The sequence below is a fragment of the Streptomyces sp. NBC_00433 genome (genome assembly GCA_036015235.1).
GTDB lineage: Bacteria > Actinomycetota > Actinomycetes > Streptomycetales > Streptomycetaceae > Actinacidiphila.
The window spans coordinates 4,142,437-4,168,049 of record CP107926.1 but is presented as its reverse complement, the minus strand read 5'-3'; the positions used below and the strand labels follow the sequence as shown (position 1 = coordinate 4,168,049).

The 25,613-nt window shown below is 74.0% G+C and carries 27 protein-coding genes and 1 pseudogene; 15 read left to right on the top strand and 13 right to left on the bottom strand.

The window, feature by feature from the left end; all coding sequences use genetic code 11:
• Positions 1-163: 163 nt before the first annotated feature.
• A complete protein-coding gene (locus tag OG900_17555; GenBank protein WUH95808.1) occupies positions 164-1,063 on the bottom strand; it encodes a formylglycine-generating enzyme family protein in 900 nt (299 codons plus the stop codon).
• 310 nt (positions 1,064-1,373) lie between these two features.
• On the opposite strand from OG900_17555, the gene OG900_17550 reads away from it, so the two are divergent.
• The 3 genes from OG900_17550 to OG900_17540 all read left to right on the top strand — a co-directional run bounded on the left by OG900_17550 (position 1,374) and on the right by OG900_17540 (position 3,384).
• Positions 1,374-2,126, top strand: coding sequence for an SDR family oxidoreductase (locus OG900_17550; GenBank protein ID WUH91738.1), 753 nt, complete (start codon positions 1,374-1,376; stop codon positions 2,124-2,126).
• A gap of 75 nt (positions 2,127-2,201) precedes the next feature.
• Entirely contained in the window at positions 2,202-2,573 is a 372-nt protein-coding gene (locus OG900_17545; protein ID WUH91737.1) for a DUF4440 domain-containing protein, read from the top strand.
• Between the two features lie 115 nt (positions 2,574-2,688).
• Entirely contained in the window at positions 2,689-3,384 is a 696-nt protein-coding gene (locus OG900_17540; protein ID WUH91736.1) for a type 1 glutamine amidotransferase domain-containing protein, read from the top strand.
• A 48-nt stretch (positions 3,385-3,432) separates the two neighbouring features.
• On the opposite strand, the gene OG900_17535 is transcribed toward OG900_17540, so the two are convergent.
• From OG900_17535 to OG900_17525, 3 genes are all read right to left on the bottom strand, one after another.
• Positions 3,433-4,416, bottom strand: coding sequence for a TDT family transporter (locus tag OG900_17535; protein ID WUH91735.1), 984 nt, complete (start codon positions 4,414-4,416; stop codon positions 3,433-3,435).
• Positions 4,417-4,558: 142 nt separating this feature from the next.
• Positions 4,559-5,683: a TDT family transporter gene (locus tag OG900_17530; protein ID WUH91734.1), complete on the bottom strand. Its 1,125-nt coding sequence runs from the start codon at positions 5,681-5,683 to the stop codon at positions 4,559-4,561.
• Between the two features lie 130 nt (positions 5,684-5,813).
• The gene (locus OG900_17525; GenBank protein ID WUH91733.1) at positions 5,814-6,251 is read right to left on the bottom strand and encodes a hypothetical protein; all 438 of its coding nucleotides are present in this window, start codon (positions 6,249-6,251) and stop codon (positions 5,814-5,816) included.
• Between the two features lie 701 nt (positions 6,252-6,952).
• On the opposite strand from OG900_17525, the gene OG900_17520 reads away from it, so the two are divergent.
• Complete coding sequence (locus tag OG900_17520; protein WUH91732.1) at positions 6,953-9,718, top strand: multifunctional oxoglutarate decarboxylase/oxoglutarate dehydrogenase thiamine pyrophosphate-binding subunit/dihydrolipoyllysine-residue succinyltransferase subunit; 2,766 nt, start codon at positions 6,953-6,955, stop codon at positions 9,716-9,718.
• A gap of 36 nt (positions 9,719-9,754) precedes the next feature.
• Here the strand turns inward: OG900_17520 and OG900_17515 are convergent, their stop codons facing one another.
• Positions 9,755-10,753 (bottom strand): GlxA family transcriptional regulator, encoded by a 999-nt coding sequence (locus OG900_17515; protein ID WUH91731.1) that lies wholly within the window; start codon positions 10,751-10,753, stop codon positions 9,755-9,757.
• Between the two features lie 83 nt (positions 10,754-10,836).
• On the opposite strand from OG900_17515, the gene OG900_17510 reads away from it, so the two are divergent.
• On the top strand, positions 10,837-11,280 hold the full coding sequence (locus tag OG900_17510) for a helix-turn-helix transcriptional regulator (protein ID WUH91730.1): 444 nt from the start codon (positions 10,837-10,839) through the stop codon (positions 11,278-11,280).
• 33 nt (positions 11,281-11,313) lie between these two features.
• On the opposite strand, the gene OG900_17505 is transcribed toward OG900_17510, so the two are convergent.
• Positions 11,314-11,721, bottom strand: coding sequence for an ester cyclase (locus OG900_17505; GenBank protein ID WUH91729.1), 408 nt, complete (start codon positions 11,719-11,721; stop codon positions 11,314-11,316).
• A gap of 361 nt (positions 11,722-12,082) precedes the next feature.
• On the opposite strand from OG900_17505, the gene OG900_17500 reads away from it, so the two are divergent.
• Positions 12,083-12,727 carry a dihydrofolate reductase family protein gene (locus OG900_17500; GenBank protein ID WUH91728.1) on the top strand — a complete coding sequence of 215 codons (645 nt, stop codon included), beginning with the start codon at positions 12,083-12,085 and terminating at the stop codon, positions 12,725-12,727.
• Positions 12,728-12,785: 58 nt separating this feature from the next.
• On the opposite strand, the gene OG900_17495 is transcribed toward OG900_17500, so the two are convergent.
• Complete coding sequence (locus OG900_17495; GenBank protein ID WUH91727.1) at positions 12,786-13,583, bottom strand: hypothetical protein; 798 nt, start codon at positions 13,581-13,583, stop codon at positions 12,786-12,788.
• A 211-nt stretch (positions 13,584-13,794) separates the two neighbouring features.
• Here OG900_17495 and OG900_17490 point away from each other — a divergent pair, with 211 nt between their 5' ends.
• Both OG900_17490 and OG900_17485 read left to right on the top strand, forming a co-directional pair.
• Entirely contained in the window at positions 13,795-14,112 is a 318-nt protein-coding gene (locus tag OG900_17490; GenBank protein WUH91726.1) for a hypothetical protein, read from the top strand.
• Between the two features lie 60 nt (positions 14,113-14,172).
• On the top strand, positions 14,173-14,457 hold the full coding sequence (locus tag OG900_17485; protein WUH91725.1) for a hypothetical protein: 285 nt from the start codon (positions 14,173-14,175) through the stop codon (positions 14,455-14,457).
• A gap of 267 nt (positions 14,458-14,724) precedes the next feature.
• Here OG900_17485 and OG900_17480 read toward each other — a convergent pair whose 3' ends face one another.
• The 3 genes and pseudogenes from OG900_17480 to OG900_17470 all read right to left on the bottom strand — a co-directional run bounded on the left by OG900_17480 (position 14,725) and on the right by OG900_17470 (position 17,362).
• Complete coding sequence (locus OG900_17480) at positions 14,725-15,927, bottom strand: GDSL-type esterase/lipase family protein (protein WUH91724.1); 1,203 nt, start codon at positions 15,925-15,927, stop codon at positions 14,725-14,727.
• 61 nt (positions 15,928-15,988) lie between these two features.
• Positions 15,989-16,605: pseudogene (locus OG900_17475) on the bottom strand (WHG domain-containing protein).
• Between the two features lie 55 nt (positions 16,606-16,660).
• Positions 16,661-17,362, bottom strand: a complete 702-nt coding sequence (locus tag OG900_17470) for an ABATE domain-containing protein (GenBank protein ID WUH91723.1) — start codon at positions 17,360-17,362, stop codon at positions 16,661-16,663.
• Positions 17,363-17,451: 89 nt separating this feature from the next.
• Here OG900_17470 and OG900_17465 point away from each other — a divergent pair, with 89 nt between their 5' ends.
• On the top strand, positions 17,452-18,255 hold the full coding sequence (locus OG900_17465) for an MBL fold metallo-hydrolase (protein ID WUH91722.1): 804 nt from the start codon (positions 17,452-17,454) through the stop codon (positions 18,253-18,255).
• On the opposite strand, the gene OG900_17460 is transcribed toward OG900_17465, so the two are convergent.
• Both OG900_17460 and OG900_17455 read right to left on the bottom strand, forming a co-directional pair.
• Positions 18,244-18,807, bottom strand: coding sequence for a DUF6328 family protein (locus OG900_17460; protein WUH91721.1), 564 nt, complete (start codon positions 18,805-18,807; stop codon positions 18,244-18,246). The genes OG900_17465 and OG900_17460 overlap by 12 nt on opposite strands.
• A 3-nt stretch (positions 18,808-18,810) precedes the next feature.
• Positions 18,811-19,134, bottom strand: a complete 324-nt coding sequence (locus OG900_17455; GenBank protein ID WUH91720.1) for a plasmid stabilization protein — start codon at positions 19,132-19,134, stop codon at positions 18,811-18,813.
• A 289-nt stretch (positions 19,135-19,423) separates the two neighbouring features.
• Between OG900_17455 and OG900_17450 the strand changes: the two genes are divergently transcribed.
• The 6 genes from OG900_17450 (at position 19,424) to OG900_17425 (ending at position 24,182) form a co-directional block, all read left to right on the top strand.
• Positions 19,424-19,780, top strand: a complete 357-nt coding sequence (locus tag OG900_17450) for a hypothetical protein (GenBank protein ID WUH91719.1) — start codon at positions 19,424-19,426, stop codon at positions 19,778-19,780.
• A 14-nt stretch (positions 19,781-19,794) separates the two neighbouring features.
• A complete protein-coding gene (lysA, locus tag OG900_17445; GenBank protein WUH91718.1) occupies positions 19,795-21,180 on the top strand; it encodes a diaminopimelate decarboxylase in 1,386 nt (461 codons plus the stop codon).
• A gap of 138 nt (positions 21,181-21,318) precedes the next feature.
• Positions 21,319-21,690 carry a hypothetical protein gene (locus OG900_17440; GenBank protein WUH91717.1) on the top strand — a complete coding sequence of 124 codons (372 nt, stop codon included), beginning with the start codon at positions 21,319-21,321 and terminating at the stop codon, positions 21,688-21,690.
• A 493-nt stretch (positions 21,691-22,183) separates the two neighbouring features.
• Positions 22,184-22,606 (top strand): septal ring lytic transglycosylase RlpA family protein, encoded by a 423-nt coding sequence (locus tag OG900_17435; protein ID WUH91716.1) that lies wholly within the window; start codon positions 22,184-22,186, stop codon positions 22,604-22,606.
• A gap of 43 nt (positions 22,607-22,649) precedes the next feature.
• The gene (locus tag OG900_17430) at positions 22,650-23,270 is read left to right on the top strand and encodes a twin-arginine translocation signal domain-containing protein (GenBank protein ID WUH91715.1); all 621 of its coding nucleotides are present in this window, start codon (positions 22,650-22,652) and stop codon (positions 23,268-23,270) included.
• A gap of 12 nt (positions 23,271-23,282) precedes the next feature.
• Positions 23,283-24,182 (top strand): hypothetical protein, encoded by a 900-nt coding sequence (locus OG900_17425; GenBank protein ID WUH91714.1) that lies wholly within the window; start codon positions 23,283-23,285, stop codon positions 24,180-24,182.
• Positions 24,183-24,233: 51 nt separating this feature from the next.
• Here the strand turns inward: OG900_17425 and OG900_17420 are convergent, their stop codons facing one another.
• Entirely contained in the window at positions 24,234-25,613 is a 1,380-nt protein-coding gene (locus OG900_17420) for an FAD-dependent oxidoreductase (GenBank protein ID WUH91713.1), read from the bottom strand.

Sequence of the window (25,613 nt, the reverse complement as noted above, 5' to 3'; positions counted from 1 at the left end):
GCGCTCTGCGTCGGGTCGTGGTCGAGCTCCCCGATCTCGTACCCGGGCGTCATCTGGTGGTAGAGGTTGCCACCCCGCTCGCGCGGCGGCCGGTGGAGCCGCTGGACAGGCCGGACGCGTACCGGCGGATTTGTCGCCGGGTTCGTACTGCCGTGACAGGGCTTCACGAAGGGGCGGCGTCGTAGGCGCAGCGGAAGCCGAGGTTGCCGGTCGTGGAGTCGGGTGTGTTCGACGTGCGGGCGGCGACCCGGTAGCGGTTGCAGTACGACCGGTGGCACAGGTACGAGCCGCCGCGCATGACCCGCGAGCTGCCCGTACGCGGTCCCGCCGGATTGCTGCGCCGCCCCGCCGGGTGGTCCGTGGTCCACCAGTCCGCGCACCATTCCCAGACGTTCCCTGCCGTGTTGTACAGGCCGAAGCCGTTCGGTGCGAAGGCGTTCACAGGCGCGGTGCCCTCGTAGCCGTCCTCGGCGGTGTTGCGGGTCGGGAAGGTGCCCTGCCAGATGTTGCACCGGTGCTTCCCGTCCGGCGTCAGCTCGTCGCCCCACGCGTATCTGGCCTGCTCCAGGCCGCCGCGCGCGGCGAACTCCCACTCCGCCTCCGTCGGCAGCCGCCCGCCGGCCCACCGCGCGAAGGCGGCCGCGTCCGTCCACGACACGTGCACCACGGGGTGGCTTCCGATCCCCGCCAGGCCGCTGCCGGGCCCGAAGGGCTCTCGCCAGCTCGCCCCCCGCACCCCGCACCACCACGGCGCCCCGTCCGGCCGCGGCGCACCCCGGCGGACGGCGGCGGGCAGGAACCGGGCGAAGGCGTACGACCAGCCGTAGCGCTCGGCCTCGGTGACGTGGCCGGTGTCGGCGATGAAGGCGGCGAACCGGTCGTTGCTGACGGCGTGGGCGTCGATCCGGAAGGGCCGCAGCGTGACGGACCGCACCGGTCCCTCGCCGTCGGCGGGGAAGCCCTCGGGATCGTCGGTGCCCATCAGGAAGGTGCCGCCGGGGAGGGAGACCGGGGGTGCGGCGGTCGCGGCGGGGGCGGCCGCGGTGAGCGGCAGCAGGGCCATTTCCGGCGGCGCGGTGCGGGCCGGGCCGAGCGGTGCGGCCGCGCGTCCGGGAGCGCAGCAGTCGGCGTGGCTTTGCGGCTCTGTCTCGCCCATCGGGATCGTTCCTTCCGTCGAGCCGTCGGATCGGACCGGTACGCGTACGGCGGCGCCGCCCCTCGCGCCGGGGCGCCGGGGGTGCAGCCTTACACCTGGTCAGCGACCCCGACAAGGGCGCCCGGCCCGGCCCCCGACACGGCTCCCGCTCACCGGGTCGCAGACCCGTACGCCGGGCAGGTGTGTGGCGGTGGGGTGACATGGCGGGTGGTGGGCGATGGGGTGGGGGTGGGCGGGGGAGGAATCGGGGGTGGATACCGTTCGGAAAGTCGCTGTCGTCACCGGGGCCTCGCGGGGGATCGGTGCGGCGCTGGTCGAGGCCTACCGCGGGCTGGGCTATGCGGTCACCGCGGCCGCGCGTTCCATCGAGGGGTCCGGGGACCCCGAGGTGCTCGCCGTGGCCGGGGACCTGGCGGAGCCGGGTGGCGGCGCGCGGGTCGTCGAGGCTGCCATGGAGCGGTTCGGCCGGATCGACACGCTGGTCAACAATGCCGGCGTCTTCGTCGCCAAGCCCTTCACCGACTACACCGACGAGGACTTCGACACGGTCGTCGGGGTCAACCTGCGCGGCTTCTTCGAGGTCACGCGCGGTGCGATCGCCGCGATGCTCTCCCGCGAAGGGGGCGGGGGCGGGCATGTCGTGAACATCTCGACCAGCCTGGTCGACCAGGCCGAGGCCGAGTCCACCAGCGGGCTCGCGTCGCTGACCAAGGGCGGCCTGAACGCGGTCACCAAGGCGCTGGCGATCGAGTACGCCACCCGCGGCATCCGGGTGAACACCGTCTCCCTCGGCATCATCAGGACCCCGATGCACCCCGAGGATCCCGGCGGCGCCCTGGCCGCGCACCACCCGGTCAAACGGATGGGCGAGATCGAGGACGTCGTCGGGGCGATCCGCTACCTGGAGCAGGCACCCTTCGTCACCGGCGAGATCGCGCACGTCGACGGCGGCCAGAGCGCCGGGCACTGACCCGCCCCGCCCCCGGGCACCCGGGGCGCGGCAACCGGCCCGCGCCCGTATCCGACCGACCGGCAGGAGAGCCCTGTGAGCAGTACGACGGACAACGAAGCGGTCCTGCGCGGCGTCCTGGACGAGTGGAAGGCGGCGGTCGACGCGCACGAGCCGGAGCAGGTCGCCGCCTGTTTCACCGAGGACGCGATCTTCCAGGGGCTGCACCCCTACAGCGTCGGACGGCCGGGCATCGCCGCGTACTACGACTCCCAGCCGATGGGGATGACCGCGCGGTACCGGATCCTGGAGACCCGGCGGCTCGCCGACGACCTCGTCCTCGGCTACCAGAGCGTCGAGTTCGGTTTCACCGACCGGCCCGCGCTGACCGTCAGCCTCAGCCTGCTGCTGAAGCGCCTGCCTGACGGCTGGAAGATCGCCCATTACCAGGTCTCCCTGCTGCCCTGAGGAACCATGGACACGGGGCCGGAAGCCGCGCACATGCGCCCGGCAGAACGCGTCCTTACGCTGGGGAGTGGTGTACGCCCGAACCACCTGGCGAATACGCGGAGGCGATTCCGTAATGGCGAAACTACTTTTCGTGGTCAGTGGAGCCACTTATCTGACGTTGAAGGACGGTACGAGGCACGCCACCGGCTATTGGGCCGAGGAGTTCGCGGCCCCCTACAAGGCGCTCACCGACGCCGGCCACGAGGTCGTGGTCGCCACACCCGGCGGGGTCACCCCGAACGTCGACATGATGAGCCTGCGGCCCTCGATGGCGGGCGGTGAGCAGGGGGCACTCGACCTGGAGGCGATCATCCGCTCCGCGGAGGTGATGCGCCGGCCGCTGAAGCTCTCCGACGTGCGGGTCGAGGACTACGACGCGGTGTACCTGCCCGGCGGGCACGGCCCGATGCAGGACCTGTCCGTGGACGCCGACGCGGGCCGGATCCTGACCGCGCAGCTCGCCTCGGGCAGGCCGCTCGCGATCGTGTGCCATGCTCCGGCCGCGATGCTGGCCACCAGGATCCACGGTGAGTCGCCCTTCAAGGGCTACCGCGTCACGTGCTTCACCAATGACGAGGAAGAGGGCGTCGGACTGGCCGACAAGACGCAGTGGCTCCTTGAGGACGAGCTGAAGGAGAAGGTCGGCGTCGAATTCAGCCGGGGCGAGATATGGAAGCCCTACACGGTCGAGGACCGCAATCTTCTCACCGGGCAGAATCCGCATTCCGCCGCGGCGCTGGCGGACCGGCTGCTCAAGGAATTCGCGTAGCGAATCGTCCGGCGTCCCCGTGACGGAGCGTCCGAGGCCCGCGCGCCCTCAGGACGCGGCGGCCGGAGGCGGGGCCAGGCGCAGCAGGAAGGTCCGCCGGGACAGGCCGAGCAGGGTCCGGGCCATCAGCGCCGCCCACGCGCAGGTCGCGACGGCGAGCAGTACGTACGCGACCGGCTTCTGGCCCCGGACGTGCTCGACCCCCAGCCAGAGCAGGCCGTTGGCGACAGCGGCGGCGTAGGAGAAGGCGAAGGCCCAGTGGCCGGGGCCGAAGGGCGCGCGTACGTACGCGGACGCCATCGAGAGCTGGACCAGGGCCATGAGGACGGCGTAGCCCGCGAGGATCTCCGCCCCCAGGCTGAGGTCGGCGCCGTTGATGGCGAACCAGGCGTTCCCCGCGACGACCGGGGGCGCCAGCTCGATGGCGATCGTGGGAATGAGCGGTGGCGGGAGCGAGGGCTGGGTGAACAGGCGGACCAGGACGATGGAGCCGAGGACGAGCCAGGACACCAGCCCGTAGCCGAACATCAGGCGGGCCGCGGTGTCCCAGCCGAGCGCGGCGCAGCCGGCGGCCGCGATGAGGCCGCCGGCCGCCGTCGGCAGGAAGTAGGCCGGGTGCCACTGGGCGAGGGGGGTGTCGCCTCTGATCCACACCCCCGTGAGCCAGCTGCCGAGGAGCACGGTGAGCACCAGCGCGACGGCGAAGACGGTCTCGCCGGCGCTCCGGGCGTATCCGGCCAGCGCGATTCCCAGCGGCATCGGTGTGATCACGCCGAGCGCCGTGAAAGGTCCCATGACGGGGTCGGGCAGCTCGGTGAACAGCCGCCCCTGGACGGTGATGTTGCGCAGGTAGGTCACCGCGACCAGCGCCCAGACCGCCGCCGAGGCGATCCACAGGGCGTTCGCGGGCCACTGCGGGGCACTGACGGTGTCGGCGGCGACGGCCCAGCACTGGGCGAGCCCCGCGGTGCCGAAGGCGACGCCGAACAGGTTGGGCGTCAACCGGTAGGGGGATCCCTTGGCCGTCTGCATGCTGTCGGTGCCCTCTTTCCCGGGATGCACGTCGTGCCGGCCGAAGTCCGCCCTGCCGGAATCGTAGGGTTCACGACCCTCTGTGCCTGCGATGGCGCACGGGTGCCGCCGACTCTGGTCGTCCGGGAAGGCGGGGGCGCTCTCAGGAGCGCGGGCGGCGCGCCGAGACGTGGGTCAGCGAATACAGGGCCACCGTCGCCCAGGCGATCACCAGCAGCCCGTAGAAGGCCACGGCCGCCCAGACGAAGAGGAGCGAGCCCGTCCTGGCGGCCAGCGCGCTGGTGCCGGTGACGCAGGCGCCGAGCGGGAAGATGAACGACCACCAGGTGGGCGCGAAGGGCAGGCCCGCGCGGAATTCCCGCACGGTCAGGGCCGTGGCCAGCGCCAGCCACAGCAGGGCGAAGCCCCACAGCCCCACTCCCGGCAGCAGCGCGAGCACCGCCGCGCCCACCGCGTAGGGGGGCGGCAGCACACCCTTGGAAGCTGTCGCCAGCGCGCCCAGCGCCGTCACCGCCTGGCCCAGCGCCCCCAGGCCGATCCACACCGTCGGCACGACCGCTCCGGCGGGCGCGTCGTGGTGGATCAGGCGGCTGTAGACCATGGCGAGTACGAGGAAGACGGTCACCAGGCCCAGCCCGAGCAGGGCGTAGCAGCCCAGCAGCATGGCCAGCCGCGGCTGGCCGGCCGGTGCGTGCGGTACCAGCAGCGCGCCCGTCGCGGCCGAGACCAGCGGGGGCACCACCGGCATCAGCCAGCCGCCGGACGCCGCGTCGGGCGCGAAGCGGTGCCGGGTGACCATCAGGTAGGGCACGGTGCACGCCGTGACCAGCCCGAAGGCGGTGCCGAGCGACCACAGCGACCAGTCCACGCCCAGCGCGGCCCGCGCCCCGATGACCTTGCCGCCCAGCAGCAGCGCCCCCGCGCCCACGGTGAGCAGCGCCATCGGCGGTGCGCCGAGGAAGGGGGCAGCCACCGGGTCGGCGGCGTGCAGCCGCAGCTTCCGCTGCCGGACGTAGCCGGCGGTCAGCACCGCGAGCAGCACCACGGCGGCCAGCCAGACCACCGTGGCCGCGGTGCGCAGCCCGTCGAGGCTCCGCGGCAGGGTCACCGCCGCGTTGGCGACGATGCCGGTCCCCATGACGGCCGCGAACCAGCCGGGGCCCAGCCCGGCCCGCCCTGTCGGCTTCGCGGCGGGCGGCCCCGGGCGGACGGCTGCCGGGCCGCTCGCGGCCGGGAGGGAAGGGTTGCTGCTGAGCTGGGATGTCACGAGAGGGAACGCTTCTTTCCTGGCAGGGGGCGGGTGGGGGCGTCCGGGCGGCATCCTGACCGTAGGGCGGTGCTCCGCACCGGTCATACCGGTGCGCGCGCCACGACGCCCTCACATCAGGACGTGCGGGTCAGCGCCGTGCCATCGCCGCGAGCCGGGCGACCTGCTCGCCCATGCCGCGGGTGCCGCTCAGCGGGGTGAGGGCGTGCGGCCACACCGCCTTGGCGAGGGCGACATGGCGGGCGCCGCCGAGGACGACGACAGGGTCGAGGCGTTCGATCCCGCGCCGTGCCGCCTGCTCGCGGAGCACTGCGGCCGATACGGCGTCGGCCGCACCGTGCGGGGTGTCGTACGGGTCGATCTCGTCGTCGAGGCCGAGCAGCCCGTAGCGGGCGGAGAGGATCAGCACCCGATCCGGCCGCAGCGCCTCGGCGGCCCTGCGGCACGCCCGGTGGTACGAGCCGGTGTACATGTCCGCGGCCCGCGCGCGGACGTCCAGCTTGCGGGCGCCGCAGGGGATCACGATCAGTTCGGCCGCGAAGTGGTCCAGGTGTTCGTTCGGGGGCATGCGCGTCCCTTTCCGGCGTCGGGGCCGGGGTCCGGCCCGAGGTGCGTCGGGGCAAGCCCCTGCACGACCCGTGCGGCGGCCTCACCCGCTTCCGTACGGACAACGCCACCTGGTGCGGCGGGCACGCCCCCGGGCCAGGACAGGGGACCCTCACATCCGGACGCGGAGCGCCGTCCGGGGCGGGCGGGTGGACGTCTGGACGCGGGTACGGGGTCGTCCCGGCGCGGGCGGACGCCTGGACGCGGACGCGCGATCGTCCGGGGGCGGGCGGGCGCTTACCCGCGTACGTCCGACGCGGCCGCTCGGGCTCGTGGGCGCTGGCGCACGGGCTCAGACCCGGGCGCGGGGCCGTATGGCCCGCCGGCTTCCGGGCCCTCGGGCCCCACCCCCCGGTGGGCTTCCCCGCCGGGCCGGGGTGCGGACCTCCGGACGTCCGAGCGGCATCCCGTCGCGGCCGCCGCCCGCCAGGGCGCCCGCGGGCGTTCCCGCCGGGCCGGGGCACGGAACAGTGATGTCCTCATCTGCGGCATTCCTGGCGGATTCGGCCCGCCGCCGGGCCGGCCTGGGCTCATAGCCTCGAAAGTGCCGACGAGACCCCGGGCTCCCGGTCAGCGGGAACGCCCGGCCCGCACCGTGGCGGGTCCGCGAGGGATCGCACCGTCGGCGAAGGTTCCCGGAAGAGGAAGAAGGCGGATTCCGCCGTGGCGTCATCATCAACCAGTGCTCCTTCGGTCGCCCGCGAGGGCGACTTCGGCATCAACGAGTGGATCGTCGACGAGCGGCGGCAGGAATACCTGCGCGACCCGGACTCCGTCGGACCGGCCTGGCAGGAGTTCTTCCGGGTGTCCCCGGCGAAGGACGCCGGGGACGGGCACGGCATCCCGGCGGAGCCCGGCGCAGCCGACCTGGCCGTCAAGGCGGTGCGGGTCGCGGCGCTGATCCACTCCTACCGGGTGCGCGGGCACCTGGCCGCCGCCACCGACCCGGTCGGCGCCGAGCCGCCGACCGGGCATCCGGAGCTGGAGCCGGCTGGGCACGGTCTGGACGGCGCCGGGGACGCGGAGCGTGAATTCCCCGTCGACGGCTTCGCCGGGCGCGAGGCCATGGCGCTGCGCGAGGTGGTGGACACGCTCCGCGCCGCGTACTGCGGCACCACCGGGATCGAGTACATGCACATCCAGGACCCGCGCGAGCGGCGGTGGATCCAGCAGCGTGCCGAGGGTCCGCAGCAGCGGCTCGGCCATGCGGAGCGCCTGCACGTCCTGGGGCGGCTGGGCGCCGCCGAGTCGTTCGAGACCTTCCTGCACACCAAATACGTCGGGCACAAGCGGTACTCGCTGGAAGGCGGGGAATCGGCGATCGTGCTGCTGGACGCGCTGCTGAGCGGTGCCGCGCGGCTGGGCGCACCCGAGGCGGTCATCGGGATGGCGCACCGGGGGCGGCTGAACGTCCTCGCCAACATCGTCGGCAAGCCGTACGCGCAGATCTTCGGCGAGTTCGAGGACGCGGCCGACATCCGGTCCGCGCAGGGGTCGGGCGACGTGAAATACCACCTCGGGGCGGCGGGCACCTTCCGTACGACTGACGGGCACGCCATCGCGGTCTCCGTGGTGGCCAACCCGTCCCACCTGGAGGTCTCGGGGCCGGTGGCGCAGGGGGTCGTGCGCGGGCGGCAGGAGCGCGTGCGAGGCGGCACGCGGGACTTCGCCGTGCTGCCCGTCGCGGTGCATGGCGACGCCGCCTTCGCGGGGCAGGGCGTGGTGGCCGAGACGCTGAACCTGTCTCAGCTCGCGGGCTACCGGACCGGCGGCACGGTCCACGTGGTCGTCGACAACCAGTTGGGATTCACCACCGCACCGGCCGGCGGCCGGTCGGGCACCTACGCCACCAATGTCGCGCGGACCGTCGAGGCGCCGGTCTTCCACGTCAACGGGGACGACCCCGAGGCGGTCGTCCGGGCGGCCCGGTGGGCGCTGGACTACCGGGAGGCCTTCCACAAGGACGTGGTCGTCGACCTGGTCTGCTACCGGCGCCACGGGCACAGCGAGGTGGACGACCCCTCCATCACGCAGCCGCTCATGTACGACCGCATTGCGGAGCGGCCGTCCGTACGGACGCTCTACGCGCGCTCGCTGCTCGGCGCGGGTGACATCGACGAGCAGGAGGCCTCGCAGGCCCGGCAGCGCTACCGGGAGCGACTGGACCGCGCCTTCGCCGAGACCGCGGAAGCGGCGTCCGCCCCGGACGCCCCGGGCCCCGGGCCGCTTTCCGCACGCCCGCCGGCCGAGGAGCCGGCCACGGCCGCCGGGGAGAGCGTGCTGCGGCGCGTCCTGCGCACCCAGACCGACCTGCCGCCGGACTTCACCCCGCATCCGCGCGTCCTGCCCCAACTGCGGCGCCGCGCGGACATGCTGGACGGGGGAGACGGCGGGGGAAACGTCGACTGGGCCACCGCCGAGGCGCTCGCGATCGGCAGCCTCCTCCTGGAGGACGTACCGGTACGGCTGGCCGGGCAGGACTCCGGGCGGGGGACCTTCGGCCAGCGGCACGCCGTCCTCACCGACCGCCGCACGGGCGGGCTGCACATCCCGCTGAACTCGCTCGGCCCGCGGGCGGCCCCTTTCGCGCCGTACGACTCGCCGCTGTCCGAATTCGCCGTGCTGGCCTTCGAGTACGGCTACTCGCTGGCCCGGCCCGAGGCCCTGGTGATGTGGGAGGCGCAGTTCGGGGACTTCGCGAACGGCGCCCAGACCGTCATCGACGAATACGTCGCCTCGTCGGAGCAGAAGTGGGGGCAGCGCTCCGGCCTGGTGATGCTGCTGCCGCACGGCCTTGAGGGGCAGGGTCCCGACCACTCCTCGGGGCGCCTTGAGCGGTTCCTGCAGCTGTGCGCGAACCGGAACATGACCGTCGCCGTCCCCTCGCTGCCGTCGAACTACTTCCACCTGCTCAGGCGGCAGGCGCGGGAGACCGCCCCCAGGCCGCTGGTCGTCATGGCGCCCAAGTCCATGCTGCGGCTGAAGGCCGCGACCTCCCGCCTGGAGGAATTCACCGGCGGCACCTTCCGCCCGGTGATCCCCGACGCCACCGCCGACCCCTCCCGGGTCGGACGCGTCCTGCTGTGCTCGGGCAAGATCGGCTACGACCTGGAGGCCTACCGGCGCGAGGCGGGGCGGGCCGAGGCGGGGGCCGGGACGGCCGTCGTCCGGCTGGAGCGGCTCTACCCCTTCCCGGCGGACGAGGTGCGGGCGGAGCTGTCCAGGTATCCCGCCGGGGCCGAGGTGCGGTGGGTGCAGGAGGAGCCGGCCAACCAGGGCGCGTGGACTTTCGCCGGCCCCCGGCTGGACGGGCAGGTCGCCGGCGGTGTGTCGTGCGTGAGCCGGCCGGCCGCGTCGGCGCCTGCGGTGGGGTCGGCCCGCCGGCACGCCGCCGAGCAGGAAGACCTCGTGCGGCGGGCGTTCTCCTGAGGGTCCGCTCCTCCGGGGGCCCGGGTGGTGCCGCGCTCACTTCAGCGCGTTCACCGCTCCGGTGGTGCGGAAGCCGGCCCGGTACGCGCCGGGGGTGACACCCCGGTGGCGTACGAAGGCGCGGCGCAGCGACTCCGGCGACCCGAAGCCGGTGCGGCGGGCGATCGACGCGAGCGCGTCGTCGCCGCCCTCCAGCAGGGCGACCGCCGCCTCCAGCCGGACCTGCTCCACGTAGCGGGCCGGGGTCACGCCGACCTCGTCGCAGAAGAGCCGGGTCACGTGCCGCGGGCTGACGCTGGCCCTGCGGGCCATGGCCGACAGCGTGTGGTCGGCGCCGGGGTCCTCGGCGACGGCGTCGAGAACCCGGCGCAGGGCGTCCCGGCGGGTGTGCGGTGTGCGGGCGCGGGCGCTGAACTGGGACTGGCCGCCAGGTCGCTGCATGAAGACGACCATGTCCTTGGCCACGGACCTGGCCACCTCGCCCCCGTAGTCCTCCTCCACCAGGGCCAGCGACAGGTCGATACCCGCGCTCACCCCGGCCGAGGTCACCACCTTGCCGTCCTGGACGAAGATCGCGTCGGGGTCGACCTCGACGGCGGGGAAGCGCAGGGCCAGCTCCCGGGCGTTGCGCCAGTGGGTGGTGGCGCGGCGGCCGTCCAGCAGGCCGGCGGCGGCCAGCAGGAAGGCGCCGGTGCAGACGGAGGCCGTACGGCGGGAGCGCGCGTGGAGCGTACGGACGTGGTCGAGCAGCTCGTCGTCCTTGATCAGCCGGTCCCACGCGGGGCCGCCGGGCACGACCAGGACATCGGTCTTCCCGCGGGTCTCGGCGACGGCCGTGTCGACACCGAGCCGGGTGCCGGAGGCGGTCGTCACCTCGCCGCCGTCGGGGGAGACCAGCTTCAGCACGTAGTGGCCGCCGAAGTCGTTCGCCGAGGTGAAGACCTCGATCGGGCCCGTCACGTCGAGCAGCCGGACGCCGGGGAAGACGAGGACGGTCACGAGGAGCGGGCCGTTTCCGTCCTGCCTGGTCTTCATCGGCTCCTCCAAGACTGGTGGCACTGCCGCAGCCGATGCTAACCCAGGCGAGTTTGCAAACCAAACCGACTACTCTGGACGCCATGCCCGAAACCAAGCCGCGCGCGTGCCCCATCGCGGAGAGCCTCGACCTCGTCGGAGAGCGCTGGGCGCTCCTCGTGCTGCGCGAGGTCTTCATGGGAGTGCGGCGCTTCGCCGACATCCAGGCCAACACCGGCGCGCCGCGCGACGTCCTCACCAAGCGGCTCAGGTCCCTGGAGGCCGGCGGCGTCCTGGAGCGCCGCCCCTACCTGGAGCGCCCGCCCCGCTCCGAATACCACCTGACCCCCGCCGGGCAGGCGCTGGAACCGGTGCTGATCGGTCTGCGGGAGTGGGGCATGCGGTATCTGCCGGACCCGCCCCCGGCCCCCCGGTTCATCCACACCTGCGGCGCCGACGTCGTGACGCGGGTGGTGTGCGGTGAGTGCGGGGAGCCGCTCGAAGGGGGCGGGCTGGTGACCGTGCTGGAGGAGGCCTCTCCCGGGTGACCGGGCACGTCGGCCCGGCCGGGCCCGCCCGGCTCAGACGAGGCCGAGCTGCCGCATCATGCCGAGCTCGTCGCTGCTGCCCCAGCGCTCCACGAGCATGCCGTCCACGAAGCGGCTGATCTGCATCCCGCGGAAGCTCACCGACTTGCCGGTCGGCGCGTGGCCCCCGAGTTCGCCGCGGTGCGTGCCCGTGATGGTGTAGGCGAAGGCCAGCTCGTCGTCGGTGGCCAGCAGGTGCTCGACCTCGACGTGCAGGTCGGGGAAGGCGCCCCTGAGGTCGCGGAACATGGCCTGGTATCCCTCCGGACCCGGCCCCTGCCCGGGAGCTGCGTCGTGGTCGATCGAACCGGGGGCGACGACGTCCGCGATGGCCGCGAGATTCCCGCTGTTGACGGCCTCGCCGAAGGCGGTCTGAGCGGCGATGTTGTCCTGCTGGGACATGGCACTCCTCGGTCGGTGAACGCTTTCGCCCGGCCGCCCCCTCCGCCGGAACGGCCGCCCTGGCCACCGATCCTCTGCGCCCGCCCCGGCAGCGCCACCCGACACGCCAGCACCCACCCCCGTACGGGCCGCCCCGTCCGCCCATCCGCCCCAACGTGTGCTGTACGAGCTCTCCCAGGACCGGTGGGAGACCCGGCCCCGCCGGCTGGACCGCCGGGCCCGCGCGCCCGCCGGACCGGGCCCGTATTCGCACCCGAATTCGTCTTCCTTCGGCTGTCGATCCTGGCGCGGTCCGTTCGACGCTCTTGCGTGGGGCATTTCGCCGCACGTACGCAAGCGACAGGATCGGGCGAGGCAAGCGATGGATCAGCTACTGAGAGTCATGAATTTCTGCGTCTCGCGGGACGGGATCGCCGCCGCCGAGGCCCAGACCCTTGAGGAGCCGTTCGGGCTTCCCCACCCGGAGCGGCTGTTCGGGTGGGCCGGGGCCACGGCGAGCTGGCCCATGCGGGGTGACGCGGGAGGCAGCCGCGGGCTCGACGACTACTTCACGCGGGACTTCGCCCGCAATATCGGCGCCGAGATCATGGGGCGCAACAAGTTCGGGCCCCAGCGCGGGCCGTGGGAGGACCACGACTGGCGCGGGTGGTGGGGGGAGGAGCCGCCGTTCCGTACGCCGGTTTTCGTCATGACCCACCACACCCGTCCGTCGTTCACGCTGTCCGACACCACCTTCCACTTCGTGGACGGCGACCCGGCCACCGTGCTCAAGCAGGCGCGGGAGGCGGCGCAGGGCAAGGACGTGCGGCTCGGCGGCGGGGTCACCACCGTCAGGGAGTTCCTCGACGCGGACCTCGTCGACAGCATGCACATCGCGGTCGCGCCGCTGGACCTCGGCTCCGGGCTCCGGCTCTGGGAGTCGCCGGACGAGCTGCTCGACCGCTTCCACCTGGAGGTCGCGACCAGCGCGAGCGGCACCGCGCACCACCTCTTCTGGCGGAAGTGACACCCGCCCTCCCGGGGCTCCGGCGCGGGGGGCCGGAGCGCCGGGAGGGGGCGCCCGGTCAGAGGGAGAGGGCGGATTCCGTGACGGTCTGGGCGGCCGGCGGGGCGTAGACGTGGAGGGCCTTGTCGAAGCCGCTGAAGGTGACGGTGCCGCTGCCGTCGGTGCCGGGGCCGCCGCTGCCCGGCTCTTCGAGCTTCAGGGCGTACGGCTTGGCGGAGTCGGCGATGTAGACGACGAGGTCGCCGTCGCTGTCGTGCTGGGTGAGCGGGATGACGGTCTGCCCGTCCAGCTCGACCGGCGCGGACTTGGTGAGCGGGGAGCCGTCGTCCGCGGTGAAGCCCGCCATGAAGGTCTTGAGGTCGCAGAATTCCTTGAGGTCCGAGTCGGACGACGCCTTCCCCGGCTTCTTCAGCCAGCGGCCGTGCAGCGCGTCGCCGAGGGCCACGCCGTCCTTGCCCTGGGCCTTCCAGAAGGTCGGGTCGCCCTTCATGTACGTGTACTCGGTGGTGCTGATGATCTTCATGTCGCCGCCGCCCTCACCGACGGTGGCCAGGCACTTGCCGGAGGTCGCGACGGTGACGTCCAGGTGGGCGGGCGTGCTGCCGTCCATCTCCTGGCCCGCCACGTGGACGGACGTCAGGGCGTTCATGGCGGCGGTGGCCCTGTCGGATATCTGCTGGGCGGTGAGCCCGTCCAGCGGTCCCGCGGGCGCCGCGGCGGTGGTGGCGGGTGCCGAGGTCGCGGCGGCCGGGGCGGAGGTGCTGCTGCTCGCGGAGTCCTTCTCGCCGCCGCAGCCGGTCAGTACGACGGCCGCGGTCGTGCACAGCAGTGCGGTCGTCAGTACGGTGCGCTTCATCGTTCGGGGGAACCCTTCTCGTAGGCATGAGAAGGATAGGGACGCTCGGTGAAGTCCCCGTGCCGGGCTCCCCGTTGGCGCCGCGCGCCCTCGTGCGGGGGTCCGGACCGGGGCCGCATGTGTTGTCAGGGATCGGTCAAGAATCTAGAGTGGGCTCGCAGCACCCGGCACTTCCGCATCGTCCGGCACACCCCTCACTCCTGGACGTGACATGACGCGACGCCGTCGTACGCTCATCGCCGCCTGCCTGCTGGCCGTCCCCGCCGCGAGCGCCCTGCTGCCCTCCGCGGAGGCGGTCGTGCCGCCCGAGCACGCCATCGTGGTCTGCCAGAGCGCCAGCTTCTACGCCAACTACGACAGCGCGAACGGCCCGTCGGGGCTGCTGCGCACGCTGGTCTACGGCAACAAGGTCGGCCACACCCCGGGTTCGCACCCCGTCTACAACGGCTGGGCCGCCAGCTTCGACTTCGGGCCCAACGACTGGGGCTACCTGCGGATCGAGTGCATCGGCGGCTACGGCTCCTGGTGAGACCCGGCCCCGCCGCTCGACCCTCAGCCCTCACACCCCCACGACCAGCGGGAGTTCACCGTGCTGCGAACCGTATCGATGGGCGCCGGCGCCGCCGCGCTGGCCGCCGCCGCCCTGCTGACCGCCGCCGATCCGGCGGGCGCCGCCAACGGCACCGTCGGCGTCCGGGAGACCGTCTGCGCCCAGGACCTCTACGTCAGGACCGAACCCGTCGGCGCCTGGATGGGCACCCTCTTCCAGGGCCAGACCTTCCTGGTCGAGCAGGTCAACGGCTCCTGGGTGTACGGCTTCGCCTACGGCGACATCAACCGGCACGGGTGGGTGCAGAACGGCTGGTTCTGCTGATACGGCGCCCCCGCCCGGCCCCGCCCGGCCGCGCTCAGTCCCGCTCGTCCAGGCAGCAGGCGACGAAGTCCCCTGCGACGGGATCGGCGTCGCCGGCCGGCGCCGATCCGCACCGGCCGGCCGTCGCCGCTCGTCCGCGGCCAGCCAGTGGTCCCGCCACGCGCCCGTCCCGGGCCGGGCAAGGGCAGCCGCAGCGGGGCGGCGTCCACCTCCCCGGCGGCCAGGCCCGCGCCCGGGTTCGACCGCGCGGCCTGAAAGGGCGGCCCGCTACCGCCCGGGAGAGGCCGGCGCGGCGGCGGTGAAGGGGCCGTCGGGGGCGAAGGCCAGGGTCGCGAAGCGGGTCGCGATGTGGGCGTGGGTGGCGGTGTCGGGGTGGAGGTTGTCCGGGAGGGGGAGGGCGGCGGCGTCGGAGGGGCCGTAGAGGGCGCGGCCGTCGAGGTAGTGGAGGCGGGGGTCCTCCGCGCGGCGCTCGGTGACGATGCGGGACAGCTCGTCGCGGATGACGGTGAGGGTCAGCTTGCCGCTGGCCCGGTCGGCGGGGTCGCCGGCCGCGCGCATGGACACCTTGCCGGTGCCGAGCGCTTCGAGGTCGAAGTCGGTGGGGCCCGGGGTGTCCTCGTGGATCGGGCACAGCAGCGGGGAGACGACCAGCAGGGGGGTGCCCGGGTGGCCTTCGCGGATGGTGTCGAGGAAGCCGTGGACGGCCGGGGCGAAGGCGCGCAGGCGCATCAGGTCGGAGTTGACGAGGTTGATGCCGATCTTGACGCTGATCAGGTCGGCGGGGGTGTCGCGCAGGGCGCGGGCGGTGAAGGGGTCGAGCAGGGCGTTGCCGCCCAGGCCCAGGTTGATCAGCTCCACGCCGGCGAGGGAGGCGGCGCGGGCGGGCCAGGTCGCGGTGGGGCTGGTGGCCTCGGAGCCGTGGCTGATCGAACTGCCGTGGTGCAGCCACACCTTGCGGCCGCGCTCTGCCGCGGGCTCGACGGGGGCGTCGGTGCGCAGGGCGACGAGTTCGGTCATCTCGTTGTGCGGCAGCCAGATTTCGACGTCCTTGTCGCCGCCGGCCAGCCCGGTGAAGCTGAGGGTGCCGACCGGTCCGGGCGTCAACTCGGTTGCCCAGGTGGCCATGTCGACGGTCAGGGTGGTGCCGCCCGACACGCTGCCCTGCCCGGCCAACCGCCCGTCGACGACCAGGTCGTAGACGCCGTCCGGGCGGGGCGGGGCCCCGGTGTAGACGCGCTTGGTGGGCAGCGTGTCCAACTCGACGGCGGTGGCGGCCGTACGGAAGGACAGCCGTACGCCGGAGGGCTGCGACTCGGCCAGCGCGAGCTGCGGGTCGGCGCACTGGGCCCGCGCGCGGGCGGGCAGCCGGTGCGGCAGCAGGCCGTGCTCGGTCCGCTCCAACTCAAGGGCGCCGCGTACGAGTTCGGCGGTGATGGGGGTGGTGGTCCAGTGGCGCTCTGGGGTGCTCATGGGTCTCAACCTGTTGCTCGGGTGCGGGGGGATGCGGGCGGGATGCGGGCGGGGTTGCGGGTCAGGGGGCCGCGGGCCAGTTCCGCGGCAGCGCGTCGAGGGCGTCCAGCAGCCGTGACCAGGTCTCCTGCGAGTCGGGGGCGCTGTGGCTGAAGCCGCCGGCCGGTTCCAGGCCGACGTAGCCGTGGAAGAAGCTGCCCAGCATCCGGACCGCGTGCGTCTGCTCCGGCTCCGCCAGGTCGTAGCCGCGCACGACGGCCCGGGTCATCCGGGCGTGCCGGCGCCGGCGCCGGCCGCGGCCGCTTCCGGGTCGAGCCGGTATTGGGCGGCGGCATAGCGGCCGGGGTGCTCGCGGGCGTAGTCGCGGTAGACGTCGGCGAGGGCGGCCGGCGCGTCCTTCCCGGCCCGGCCTGCGAGGGCGTCGGCGGACCGGTCGGCCATCTCCTCCAGGGCGAGCAGGGCGATCCTGGTCCTGAGGTCGTGCGTGTTCCTCAGGTGCGAGCAGAGGCTCGCGACCTTGACGTCGAAGTGCCTGGCCACCGCGGAGGCGGTCACCTGGTCGAAGCCGACCTCGTCGGCCGGCTCCGCCCCCGCTCCGACCAGTCGCTCCGTCGTCAGCCCCGCGCGTGCCGCCGCCGTGCGCGGCCGTGACGGCCGCCCTCGCCCGTGATCGCACAGTCCTCGATCCCCCCGCACGGCACCGGTGTTGCCCCCGGCCCCATCGTAGGGCGGGTCAGTGCGTGACGGGCCGCGTGCGGCGGGCGTAGGCGCGGGCGGCGCGGGCGCGGTCGCCGCAGCGGGTGGAGCACCAGTGGCGGCGGCCGTGCCGGAGGAGGTGGCGGGTGCAGGGGGCGGAGCCGCAGGCGGTGAGGCGGTCGGCGTCCGGGCCGGTCAGCAGGTCGGCGGTGTCGGCGGCGAGGGCGGCCAGGGCGTGCTCGGTGATCTGCGTGACCGGGTGGGACGTCTCGCGGTGCAGGCCGAGTTCGGGGTCCCAGCGCAGCAGGCGGGCGGCGGGCGCCCGGGTGAGCGCGTCGTTGACGGCGGCCAACGCGTCGGCGGGGGCGGGGCGTTCGCCGACGCGGGCGGCGATCAGCGCGCGCACCTGGTCCCGCAGGCCGCGCAGCCTGGCCGCGCAGACCTCCTGGAGCCCGGCGCCGACCGGCGCGAGGCCGTGGCCCACCAGCCACTCCTCGGCGGCGGCCGGCGTCGCGAGCAGGTCGATGACCTGGCCGCCGGGCACGGCGATGGAGCTGTTGGCGAAGTCCAGGGCCACGTACAGGTCCGCACCCGGCGCGGGGGGCGGTACGTGCGGCTGCCCGTGCGAGGCCGCCTCCGGCGGTACGTCACCCCGCCGTACGCGCGGCGCTCCGGTGGTCGGGTCCGCGGGCGGCGCGTCCGTCTCGGCCGCCTCCGCCGCGATCACGTTCTCCGTCATGGACCTCATGGTACGTCTTGCCTTCATCCGTGAGAAGCGCTTACTCTCCCTCACGGAAGCACTGGCTCTCATCCGTGAGGAAGCTCCTGATGTCGACTGCCCGGAACCACACCGCAGACCCCCAGGCCCTCGCCGTCCGCGTCCTCGGCGGCCCGACCACCGTCTTCGACTACGGCGGCCTGCGGTTCCTGACCGACCCGACCTTCGACGGGCCCGGCGACTACCGGCGCCCCGGGCGTCCCGTGCTGACCAAGACCGCGCCTTCCACCGCCGACCCCGCCGACCTCGGGCGGATCGACGTCGTCCTGCTCTCGCACGACGAGCACGCCGACAACCTCGACAATGCGGGGCGCGCCCTGCTCGCCGGCGTACCGCTGACGCTGACCACGCCCGACGCCGGGCAGCGGCTGGGGGAGGCGGCCAGGGGGCTCGCCGACTGGGAGGCCGTCGAGCTTGACCGGCCCGGCGGCGGCACCGTCACCGTGACCGCCGTGCCCGCGATCCACGGGCCGGGGGCGCGCGCGGACGTCGAGCCGATCAGCGGGCAGGTCGTCGGCTTCGTCCTGACCGGGGAGGGCCTGCCGACCGTCTACGTCAGCGGCGACAACGCCTCGCTCGACGCGGTCCGGGAGATCGCCGGGCGGTTCGGCCCGGTCGACACCGCCGTGATCTTCGCCGGCGCTCCGCGCTTCCCGGTCCTCTACGGCGGCGCGGCGCTCGTACTCGACAGCGCCCAGGCGGCGGAGGCCGCCGTGATCCTCGGCGCCCGCCGGGTCGTCGCCGCGCACTGCGACAGCTGGGCCCACTTCACCGAGAGCCGCGACGACATCGTGGCCGCCTTCACCGCCGCAGGGCTGATCGACCGCCTCCAGCCGGCGGGCTCAGCCGCGTGATCCGCTGTGGTGCCTGGCCCACAGCGGAAAGACCAGCCAGCACAGCGTGAACCAGCAGACCATGCCGCCCGCGAGCCAGGCCGCGACCGTGTCGTGGACGGCCAGCCGCAGCACCAGCAGCAGCGAGCAGGCCATCGTGCACAGCAGCAGGCCCAGGCCGAGCACGGTCATCCGGGACGCCCACACCACCGTCTCGGGCTTGAGGCGGCGGCCGGTGAGCAGCCGGTGCATGGCCACCGGGCCGACGAGGGCGCCGGTGGTCGCCGCGCCGACGACGACGGTGGCCACGTAGAGGTGGCGGTCGGTGTCGGACAGGTCGGTGAAGCGCTGCTGGAAGACGACGGTCAGCAGGAAGCCGAAGAGGATCTGCACACCGGTCTGGGCGACCCGCAGCTCCTGGAGCAGGTCGCCCCAGCGGCGGTCGGCCCTCTCCTCGGCGGTCTCGTGCCTCCCGGGGTCGTCAGGACCGTCGGACGCCGGACCGTCGGGCGTCGACCCGTCTGACGCGGGCCCGTCCGGTGAGCGTCCGCCCGGTGTCCGTCGTCCCGTCACGCCTCAGCGCCCCAGCGCCCTGCTCAGCTCGGACTTCGTCATCGTCGAGCGGCCCTTGACGCCGCGCTGCCTGGCCTCGTTGTAGAGCTGCGCCTTCGTCGGGCCGCCCGCGCCGGTGTGCGAGCGCTTGCCGCCGCGCCGCGAGGACGACATGTCCTGCAGGGAGGAGCGGCCGGCCGTCCTGGACTCGCCGGACCTGGCCCGCTCCTTGTTGACCGTACGGGCGGCGATCTCCTCCGCCCGCGACTCGGACTCGCCGCGGCGCTCAGCGCTGTCCTTGATGTGCTCGTACTGGCGCTCGCGCTTGGCGCTGGAACCTCTGGGCATGAGACCCACCCTTTCCGCGACGTGGTCCCGACGACCGGCCCGCCCCGGGCCTTCACCTCCGGTTACCCGGACTTGCCGCCCATGCACGCGACAGCGGGAATTCCGTCCGGATGGTCCCGCCCCGCGCGGGCGCGTCCGCCGCGTCAGCGTCGCGTCAGCGCCGGGGCCGCCGGCGTCAAGCGCGCGTCAGGGGCCCCAGGCGCACCAGGTGCGGGGGAATAGCGTGATCGAGGTACTCGCGGCCGCCCCGCCGCGAGTGCCGCCGAAGCTCTGCACCTGGAGGAACACCATGGCTGTTCTCGATCACACCGAGGACCCCGAACCCGCCCAACGCGTCCCGGCCGGACCGCTCTTCGTCCCCGTCCGGTCGGGACCCGCGGGCTGTGCGGCCCGCTTCTTCCGTACGCCGCTGGGGACGCGTACCGCGGTCGGCTTCACCTCCCGCGAGCGGCTCACCGCCACCCTGGGCGCCGACCAGGACTGGATCAGGCTCTCCGAGCCCGCGCTGCGCGCGCTCGCCCGGCCGCTGGGGGTCGGTGTCCTCACCGTCGACCCGCAGTTCTCCGCGCCGCGCGCCCGCCCCCTGTCGGCCGGCGGCGGCGGGTCCGCGTCCGCGGACTTCGCCTTCGACCTGCTGATCGGCTGAGGAAGGGGACCGGCATGTCCGTCTCATCGATGATCCCCACCGCCCAGGTGCCGCAGCCCGGGAAGCCCGGTGCTTCCGGGCGGCCCGGCGGCTCCGAGGACCCCGGCGCGCTGCCCGTGTGGCCGGCCTCCGCGCGCCCCGCCGGGGAGGGCGACGTCACCGTCGCCGGTGTCTCCCTGGCCGAGGCAGCCGACCGTTTCGGCACCCCCGTCTACGTCCTGGACGAAGGCGAGATCCGGGACCGCTGCCGCGCCTACCGCGCGGCCTTCCCCGACGCCGACGTCGTCTACGCCGCCAAGGCCTTCCTGTGCCGTGCCGTCGTGCACTGGGCGCAGGAGGAGGGCCTGGGCCTCGACGTGTGCTCGGCGGGTGAGCTGGGCCTGGCCGTCGCCACCGGCTTCCCGGCCGAGCGGATCGTGATGCACGGCAATGCCAAGAGCCCGGAGGACCTGGCGACCGCGGTGCGGCTCGGCGTCGGGCGGATCGTGGTGGACGGCATGGCGGAGATCGCCAGGCTGGCCGCGATCGTGCCGCGCACCGACCGGCAGCAGGTCATGGTGCGGGTGGTGCCCGGCATATCGGCCGGCGGCCACGCGGCGATACGCACCGGCACCGACGACCAGAAGTTCGGCCTGTCGATCGCCGACGGCTCGGCCCAGCACGCGATCGCCAGGATCGTCGGCCAGCCGCATCTGGAACTGGTGGGCCTGCACTGCCACATCGGCTCGCAGATCACCTCGGTCCGGCCCTACGCCGCCGCCGTACGCCGGATGGTCGGCCTGATGGCGCACGTACGCGACCAGCACGGCCTGGTGCTGCCCCAGCTCGACATCGGCGGCGGGCACGCCATCGCCTACCGCCCGGGGGACCGGCCGCTGGACATCCGGGTGCTGGCCGAGCGGGTCAGGGCCGAGCTGGCGGACGGCTGCGCCCACGCGCGGCTGCCGGTGCCCCGGCTCACCCTGGAACCGGGGCGGGCGGTCGTCGGCCCGGCCGGCGTGGCGGTCTACCGGGTGCTGTCGGTCAAGCGGTCGCCGGGCGGCACCTTCGTCGCCGTCGACGGCGGCATGGGCGACAACCCCAGGCCCGCGCTCTACGGGGTGCGGTACGCGCCCCGGCTGATCGGCCGCCACAGCCCGGCCGCGCTCGCGCCCGCCGCGGTGGTGGGCCGGCACTGCGAGGCCGGCGACATCCTGGCGGACCGGGCGATGCTGCCGGACGACATACGTCCTGGCGACCTGCTGGCCGTACCCGCCGCCGGCGCCTACCAGCTGTCCATGGCCTCCGGCTACAACATGGTCGGCCGCCCGCCGGTGGTGGCGGTCAGCGGCGGCACCGCGCGGCTGCTCGTCCGCCGGGAGTCGCTGGACGACATGAGCCGCAGGGACGTGGGGCTGTGAAAGGGCCTGGAGAAGTGGGCCCGGAGAACGGGACCGGGCCAGGACCGGGCCACGGATCCGGCACCGGGCCGCCCGCGCGGGGGCCACATGAGTACGGCGACTCATGTGGCACGGGCGGCCGGGGTGTTGAGTGGTGACATGAGCTATTTACTGCCGGACTACGCGCCGACGGCCCGGGTCCCCAGGGCGTGGGTGTCGCCGCTCGTGTCCTCCCTGGTCACCCTGCCGCTGGCCCTCGTGGCCTTCCTCTACGGCTCGCTGTCCGCGATGGCCTGCGACTCCTGCGACGGCGCGGAGGCCGACCACTTCGAGGCGTCCTTCGCGCTCGGCTACGACGTGCTGCGGGCCGCGCTCGGCCTCTCCCTCGCCGTGCTGTCCGTGAGCTGGGCGCTGCCCTGGCGGCAGCGCAACGTCTCGACCCGGTGGGTGCTGGCCGTCGCCGCCCCCTGCGTGGCGGTCATCGGCTTCGTGCTCTTCCAGGGCCTGGTCGACTGGCCCGTGGACATGTGAGACCCCGGGAGCCCCGGGCGCCGGGCGGACCGAGGGCGTGTGCCCTCTTCCGAACGCGCGTAGACAGGCGCATCATGGGGCCTGTTCCACCCTGCACTGCCGACTCACCAGACGCATACGGCACAGCAGGAGGCCCGCCCCAGGCAGCCCGCAAGCACGCGACAGCCAGGCAAGGCACGGCGCCACCCCCGCAGAACCGCACCGCCATCGCACCGCACCGCCGGGCATCACGCCGCTGAGCACCGCACGGCACCGCACCGCTCAGCACGGCAGCGCGGCCGCGTGGCAGAACGGCACCGCACGGCCGGCACCGCAAAGGCGCGGACCACGGACCACCCCCGGCTCGTCGCTTGCCATGGGCGCGTCATCCACTGGGCACCTCCCGTCAGCACCGCCGCGGCCCCCCATTCCGCGGCGCACCCGTATCCGTATGCGTTGTTTGTCATGCACCGGTCACACCCCCGACCGGTGTCCCAACACGAAGGGATTCGACATGGCCTGCGGATCGACCTCCCTGTGGGCGGGCGAAGCCACCTGGTTCTGCTGCGGCAACGCCTGGGGCTCCTGCGGCAGCGCCGGCACCGGCGCCTGCGGCACCTGCCAGTCCGGCAAGAACATGGCCGCCTGGCCCAACCTCTCGGCCGCCTGCTGGGACATCACCCGGCCCGACCTGTGCGGCGAGGGCATGCCGCGCCGCACCTGCGGCGCCGTCATGAACGTCCGCCACCAGTGCTCCGGCGCCACCGTCTGCGTGACGCTCGCCGACTGCGGACCGCGGACCAAGAGCTTCTGCGGCGAGGCCACCTGCTGCAACGGCGCCTGCCGCACCAACCGGGTCATCGACCTGACCCCCTCGGCCTTCACCGCGATCGGCAGCCTCAGCTCCGGCAAGCTGCCCGTCTACATCTACGAGTGACCTCCGTCCCGCGCACCCCCTCGAAGCAGGCAGGAAGGACGACATGAGCCACAACCAGGAATCCGGCGGGCGCCGCCTGGACCGGAGGCGCTTTCTGACCACGGCCGCCGTCGGCGGCGCCACCATCGTGGGCGCGTCCGCGCTCGGCGGGCTCGACGCCGAGGCCGCCTTCGCCGACCCGATGCCCTCGCTCGACGCGGCGATCCCCACGGCCTTCGCCGAGGGCCGGATCGTCGCGATCAACCGCAACGTCCTGGACGTCGCCGGCTCCCACGGCGAGCGGAACCTGATCCAGCTGACCAACGCCACCAGCATCTGGAAGCTGCGCACCACCACCGCCGAGGCCATCGAGGTCGGCGACGGCCTCTACGCGCGCGGCGCCGTCATGCCCGACGGGACGATCGCGGCCGACGCGGTGTGGGTCAACATCGTGAACGTCTACGTCACCATCCGCGGCATCGCCAAGGACCGGCTCCACCTCACCCACGGCAACGACGAGCTGGTCGGCCACATCGTGCCCGACACGACCACCGCCTCCTACCTCGGCGGCGCCCTGACCGCCGACCTGTCGCGGACCAGGATCGGCCAGGAGGCGCAGGTGCTCGGCGCCTGGCGGCCCGCGGACGGCGCCATCGACATCGCCCGCGTCTCGCTCGGGCACTGAGGGGGCGGTGCGATGATTCCGCTGGTCTCCAACCTCGCGCCGCTGGTCTGCGCGGTGCTGCTCGCCACGACCGGCGCGGTCAAGCTCTTCGGCCGGCAGACCGCCCAGCTGGCCGCGAACACCGTGCTGGTGCGGGTGCTGAACGACGGCCGCCGCGCCACCCTGGCCCTGCGCGCGGTCGGCGGGGTCGAACTGGCCCTGGCCGCCGCCCTGCTGGCGTCACCGGAGGCGCTGTTGCCGGGCGCGGGCACGGCCCTGCTCGGCCTCGGCTTCACCGGCTACCTGGCCTATGCGAAGGCGACCGCCCCCGAGTCTTCCTGCGGGTGCACTGCCCGCGCGGAGGGCCCGATCGGGGTGCGCTCCTTCACCAGGGCCGGGCTCGTCGTGGCCGGCGGTGCGGCCGCGGCCGGCGCCGACGCCGCCTGGTGGTCCGAGGTCTCGCGGCGCCCCGGCGGCTCCGCGCTGGTCCTGGCGGCCGCGGCCGCGCTGCTGCTCGGCCTGACCGCCGACCTGGACCGGGTGTGGCTGGTGCCGCTGCGCAAGGCCCGGATCCGGGTCTTCGGCAATCCGCTGCCGTCGGCGTCCGGCGGGCGGGTGCCGGTCGCCGCGACCGTGCAGCTGCTGGAGAACTCGCTGGCCTGGCAGACCGCGATGCCGGTGGTGCGCTCGGCGCTGCTCGACCACTGGGACGACGAGGGCTGGCGGGTGCTGCGCTATGCCGGCAGCTACCGGGACGCCCGCGGCAGTCACCCGGTCAGCGTGCTCTTCGCGCTCGACGCCACCCTCAGCGTCGACACCGCGCCCAACCCGGCGGTGCGGGTCTCGCTGATCGACGAGGAGACCGAGGAGGTGGTCCCCTCCTCGGTGCTCGTCCCGGTCCCGGTGCGCGCGCCGCTGCCGCTGGCCACCTGACGGCGGAGACCCCCGGCCGGACACCGGTCCGGTCGGGGGTCTCGGCCGGCCTCAGGAGCCGATGGCCTGCGGGAAGCGGAAGAGCCGGTCGGGGTCGACCCGCCGCTTGATCTCCACCAGCCGCGGGTAGTTGGCCCCGTAGTAGGCGGTGCGCCAGTCCGCGAGGTCGGGATCGGTGAAATTCACGTACGCCCCCTCCGCCGTGTGGGGCGCCACCGACTCGCGCAGCTCGGCCAGCCACCGCAGATGCGCGGGCACCGCCCCGGGGCCGTCCTGCTCGCCCCACGAAGTGTCCATACTGACCAGGTAGTTGGCGTGCCGGTGCGGGAAGGCGGTGTCGGCGGGGGCGACCTTGTTGACCGCGCCGCCCCAGCCGAAGAGGGCGAAGCCGCCGCCGTCCGGATTGCTGCCGCCGGGCCAGCGGCCGAGCCGGGCCAGCACGTCGGCGACGGCCTCGGGCGGCAGCGGGTCCACGGCGAAACGCGTGGTGGCCGCGAAGGCGCCCTCCGACGTCTCGTGCGCGAGGTAGTCCTTGGCCTCCCAGAAGGTGCGGTCGGCGATGTCGGCGCGCAGCGGCCTGGCCGCCGCGACCACCGGGGCGAGCAGGTCCCGCAGCTCGGCCGCGGTGCCCAGGTGCATGCCGACGGCCGAGACCGTGGTGCCCGAGCCGGTGGTGCTCAGGCCGAGGCGTATCGAGCACTCCTCGGGCGCCTGGCGCATCACCTCCTGGAGCACCGCGAAGACGGCGGGGGCGTCGGCGCCGTCCCACAGCAGCAGGCAGGTGGCGGCGCCGGAGACCGGGAAGGCCCGGTAGGTGAAGGACACGTTGACGCCGAAATTGCCGCCGCCACCGCCGCGGCAGGCCCAGAAGAGGTCGGCGTGGTGCTCGGCGTCGCAGGTCAGCAGGTCGCCGTCGGCGGTCACCAGGGTGGTGGAGACCAGCGCGTCCGCGGTGAGCCCGAAGGCGCGCGAGGTGGCCGCCGAGCCGCCGCCGAGGGTGAGCCCGGCGATGCCCACCGAGGCGCCGTTGCCGAGGGCGAAGGCGATCCGCTCGGGTTCGAGCGCCGCGTAGACGGCGGCCATCGAGGCGCCGCCGGCGGCGGTGACCAGGCCGCTGGAGCCGTCGGCGGCGACCGCGTCCAGCGCCCTGAGGTCGAGCACCAGGCCGGAGTTGACCGAGAAGCCGGCGTAGGAGTGCCCGCCGCCGCGCGGCACGATCGGCGTGCCCGTCTCCCTGGCCCACTCCACCGCCCGCCGCACGTCGGGCACATCGGCGACGGCGAGCACGCCCGCGGGCGTCGCCAGGGTGTGGCGCTTGTTGAACGGCGCGCTGGAGGAGAGGAATCCGGCGTCGCCGGGCCGCAGGACGCGGCCCGTCACGCTCTTCTCCAGCCCCCGCCAGTCCGCCTCTGTCGCCGTCGCCGGTGCCAC

What these genes read in the sequence shown, in the direction of transcription:
- OG900_17465 (WUH91722.1), top strand. Translation starts at nt 17,452, where the DNA reads ATGTCGACTGCCCGGAACCACACCGCAGACCCCCAGGCCCTCGCCGTC.
- OG900_17455 (WUH91720.1), bottom strand. Translation starts at nt 19,134, where the DNA reads ATGCCCAGAGGTTCCAGCGCCAAGCGCGAGCGCCAGTACGAGCACATC.
- OG900_17495 (WUH91727.1), bottom strand. Translation starts at nt 13,583, where the DNA reads ATGAAGCGCACCGTACTGACGACCGCACTGCTGTGCACGACCGCGGCC.
- OG900_17435 (WUH91716.1), top strand. Translation starts at nt 22,184, where the DNA reads ATGGCCTGCGGATCGACCTCCCTGTGGGCGGGCGAAGCCACCTGGTTC.
- OG900_17450 (WUH91719.1), top strand. Translation starts at nt 19,424, where the DNA reads ATGGCTGTTCTCGATCACACCGAGGACCCCGAACCCGCCCAACGCGTC.
- OG900_17525 (WUH91733.1), bottom strand. Translation starts at nt 6,251, where the DNA reads ATGCCCCCGAACGAACACCTGGACCACTTCGCGGCCGAACTGATCGTG.
- OG900_17535 (WUH91735.1), bottom strand. Translation starts at nt 4,416, where the DNA reads ATGCAGACGGCCAAGGGATCCCCCTACCGGTTGACGCCCAACCTGTTC.
- OG900_17550 (WUH91738.1), top strand. Translation starts at nt 1,374, where the DNA reads ATGGGGTGGGGGTGGGCGGGGGAGGAATCGGGGGTGGATACCGTTCGG.
- OG900_17540 (WUH91736.1), top strand. Translation starts at nt 2,689, where the DNA reads ATGGCGAAACTACTTTTCGTGGTCAGTGGAGCCACTTATCTGACGTTG.
- OG900_17515 (WUH91731.1), bottom strand. Translation starts at nt 10,753, where the DNA reads ATGAAGACCAGGCAGGACGGAAACGGCCCGCTCCTCGTGACCGTCCTC.
- lysA (WUH91718.1), top strand. Translation starts at nt 19,795, where the DNA reads ATGTCCGTCTCATCGATGATCCCCACCGCCCAGGTGCCGCAGCCCGGG.
- OG900_17470 (WUH91723.1), bottom strand. Translation starts at nt 17,362, where the DNA reads ATGACGGAGAACGTGATCGCGGCGGAGGCGGCCGAGACGGACGCGCCG.
- OG900_17440 (WUH91717.1), top strand. Translation starts at nt 21,319, where the DNA reads ATGAGCTATTTACTGCCGGACTACGCGCCGACGGCCCGGGTCCCCAGG.
- OG900_17500 (WUH91728.1), top strand. Translation starts at nt 12,083, where the DNA reads ATGGATCAGCTACTGAGAGTCATGAATTTCTGCGTCTCGCGGGACGGG.
- OG900_17555 (WUH95808.1), bottom strand. Translation starts at nt 1,063, where the DNA reads ATGGCCCTGCTGCCGCTCACCGCGGCCGCCCCCGCCGCGACCGCCGCA.
- OG900_17425 (WUH91714.1), top strand. Translation starts at nt 23,283, where the DNA reads ATGATTCCGCTGGTCTCCAACCTCGCGCCGCTGGTCTGCGCGGTGCTG.
- OG900_17430 (WUH91715.1), top strand. Translation starts at nt 22,650, where the DNA reads ATGAGCCACAACCAGGAATCCGGCGGGCGCCGCCTGGACCGGAGGCGC.
- OG900_17480 (WUH91724.1), bottom strand. Translation starts at nt 15,927, where the DNA reads ATGAGCACCCCAGAGCGCCACTGGACCACCACCCCCATCACCGCCGAA.
- OG900_17510 (WUH91730.1), top strand. Translation starts at nt 10,837, where the DNA reads ATGCCCGAAACCAAGCCGCGCGCGTGCCCCATCGCGGAGAGCCTCGAC.
- OG900_17490 (WUH91726.1), top strand. Translation starts at nt 13,795, where the DNA reads ATGACGCGACGCCGTCGTACGCTCATCGCCGCCTGCCTGCTGGCCGTC.
- OG900_17505 (WUH91729.1), bottom strand. Translation starts at nt 11,721, where the DNA reads ATGTCCCAGCAGGACAACATCGCCGCTCAGACCGCCTTCGGCGAGGCC.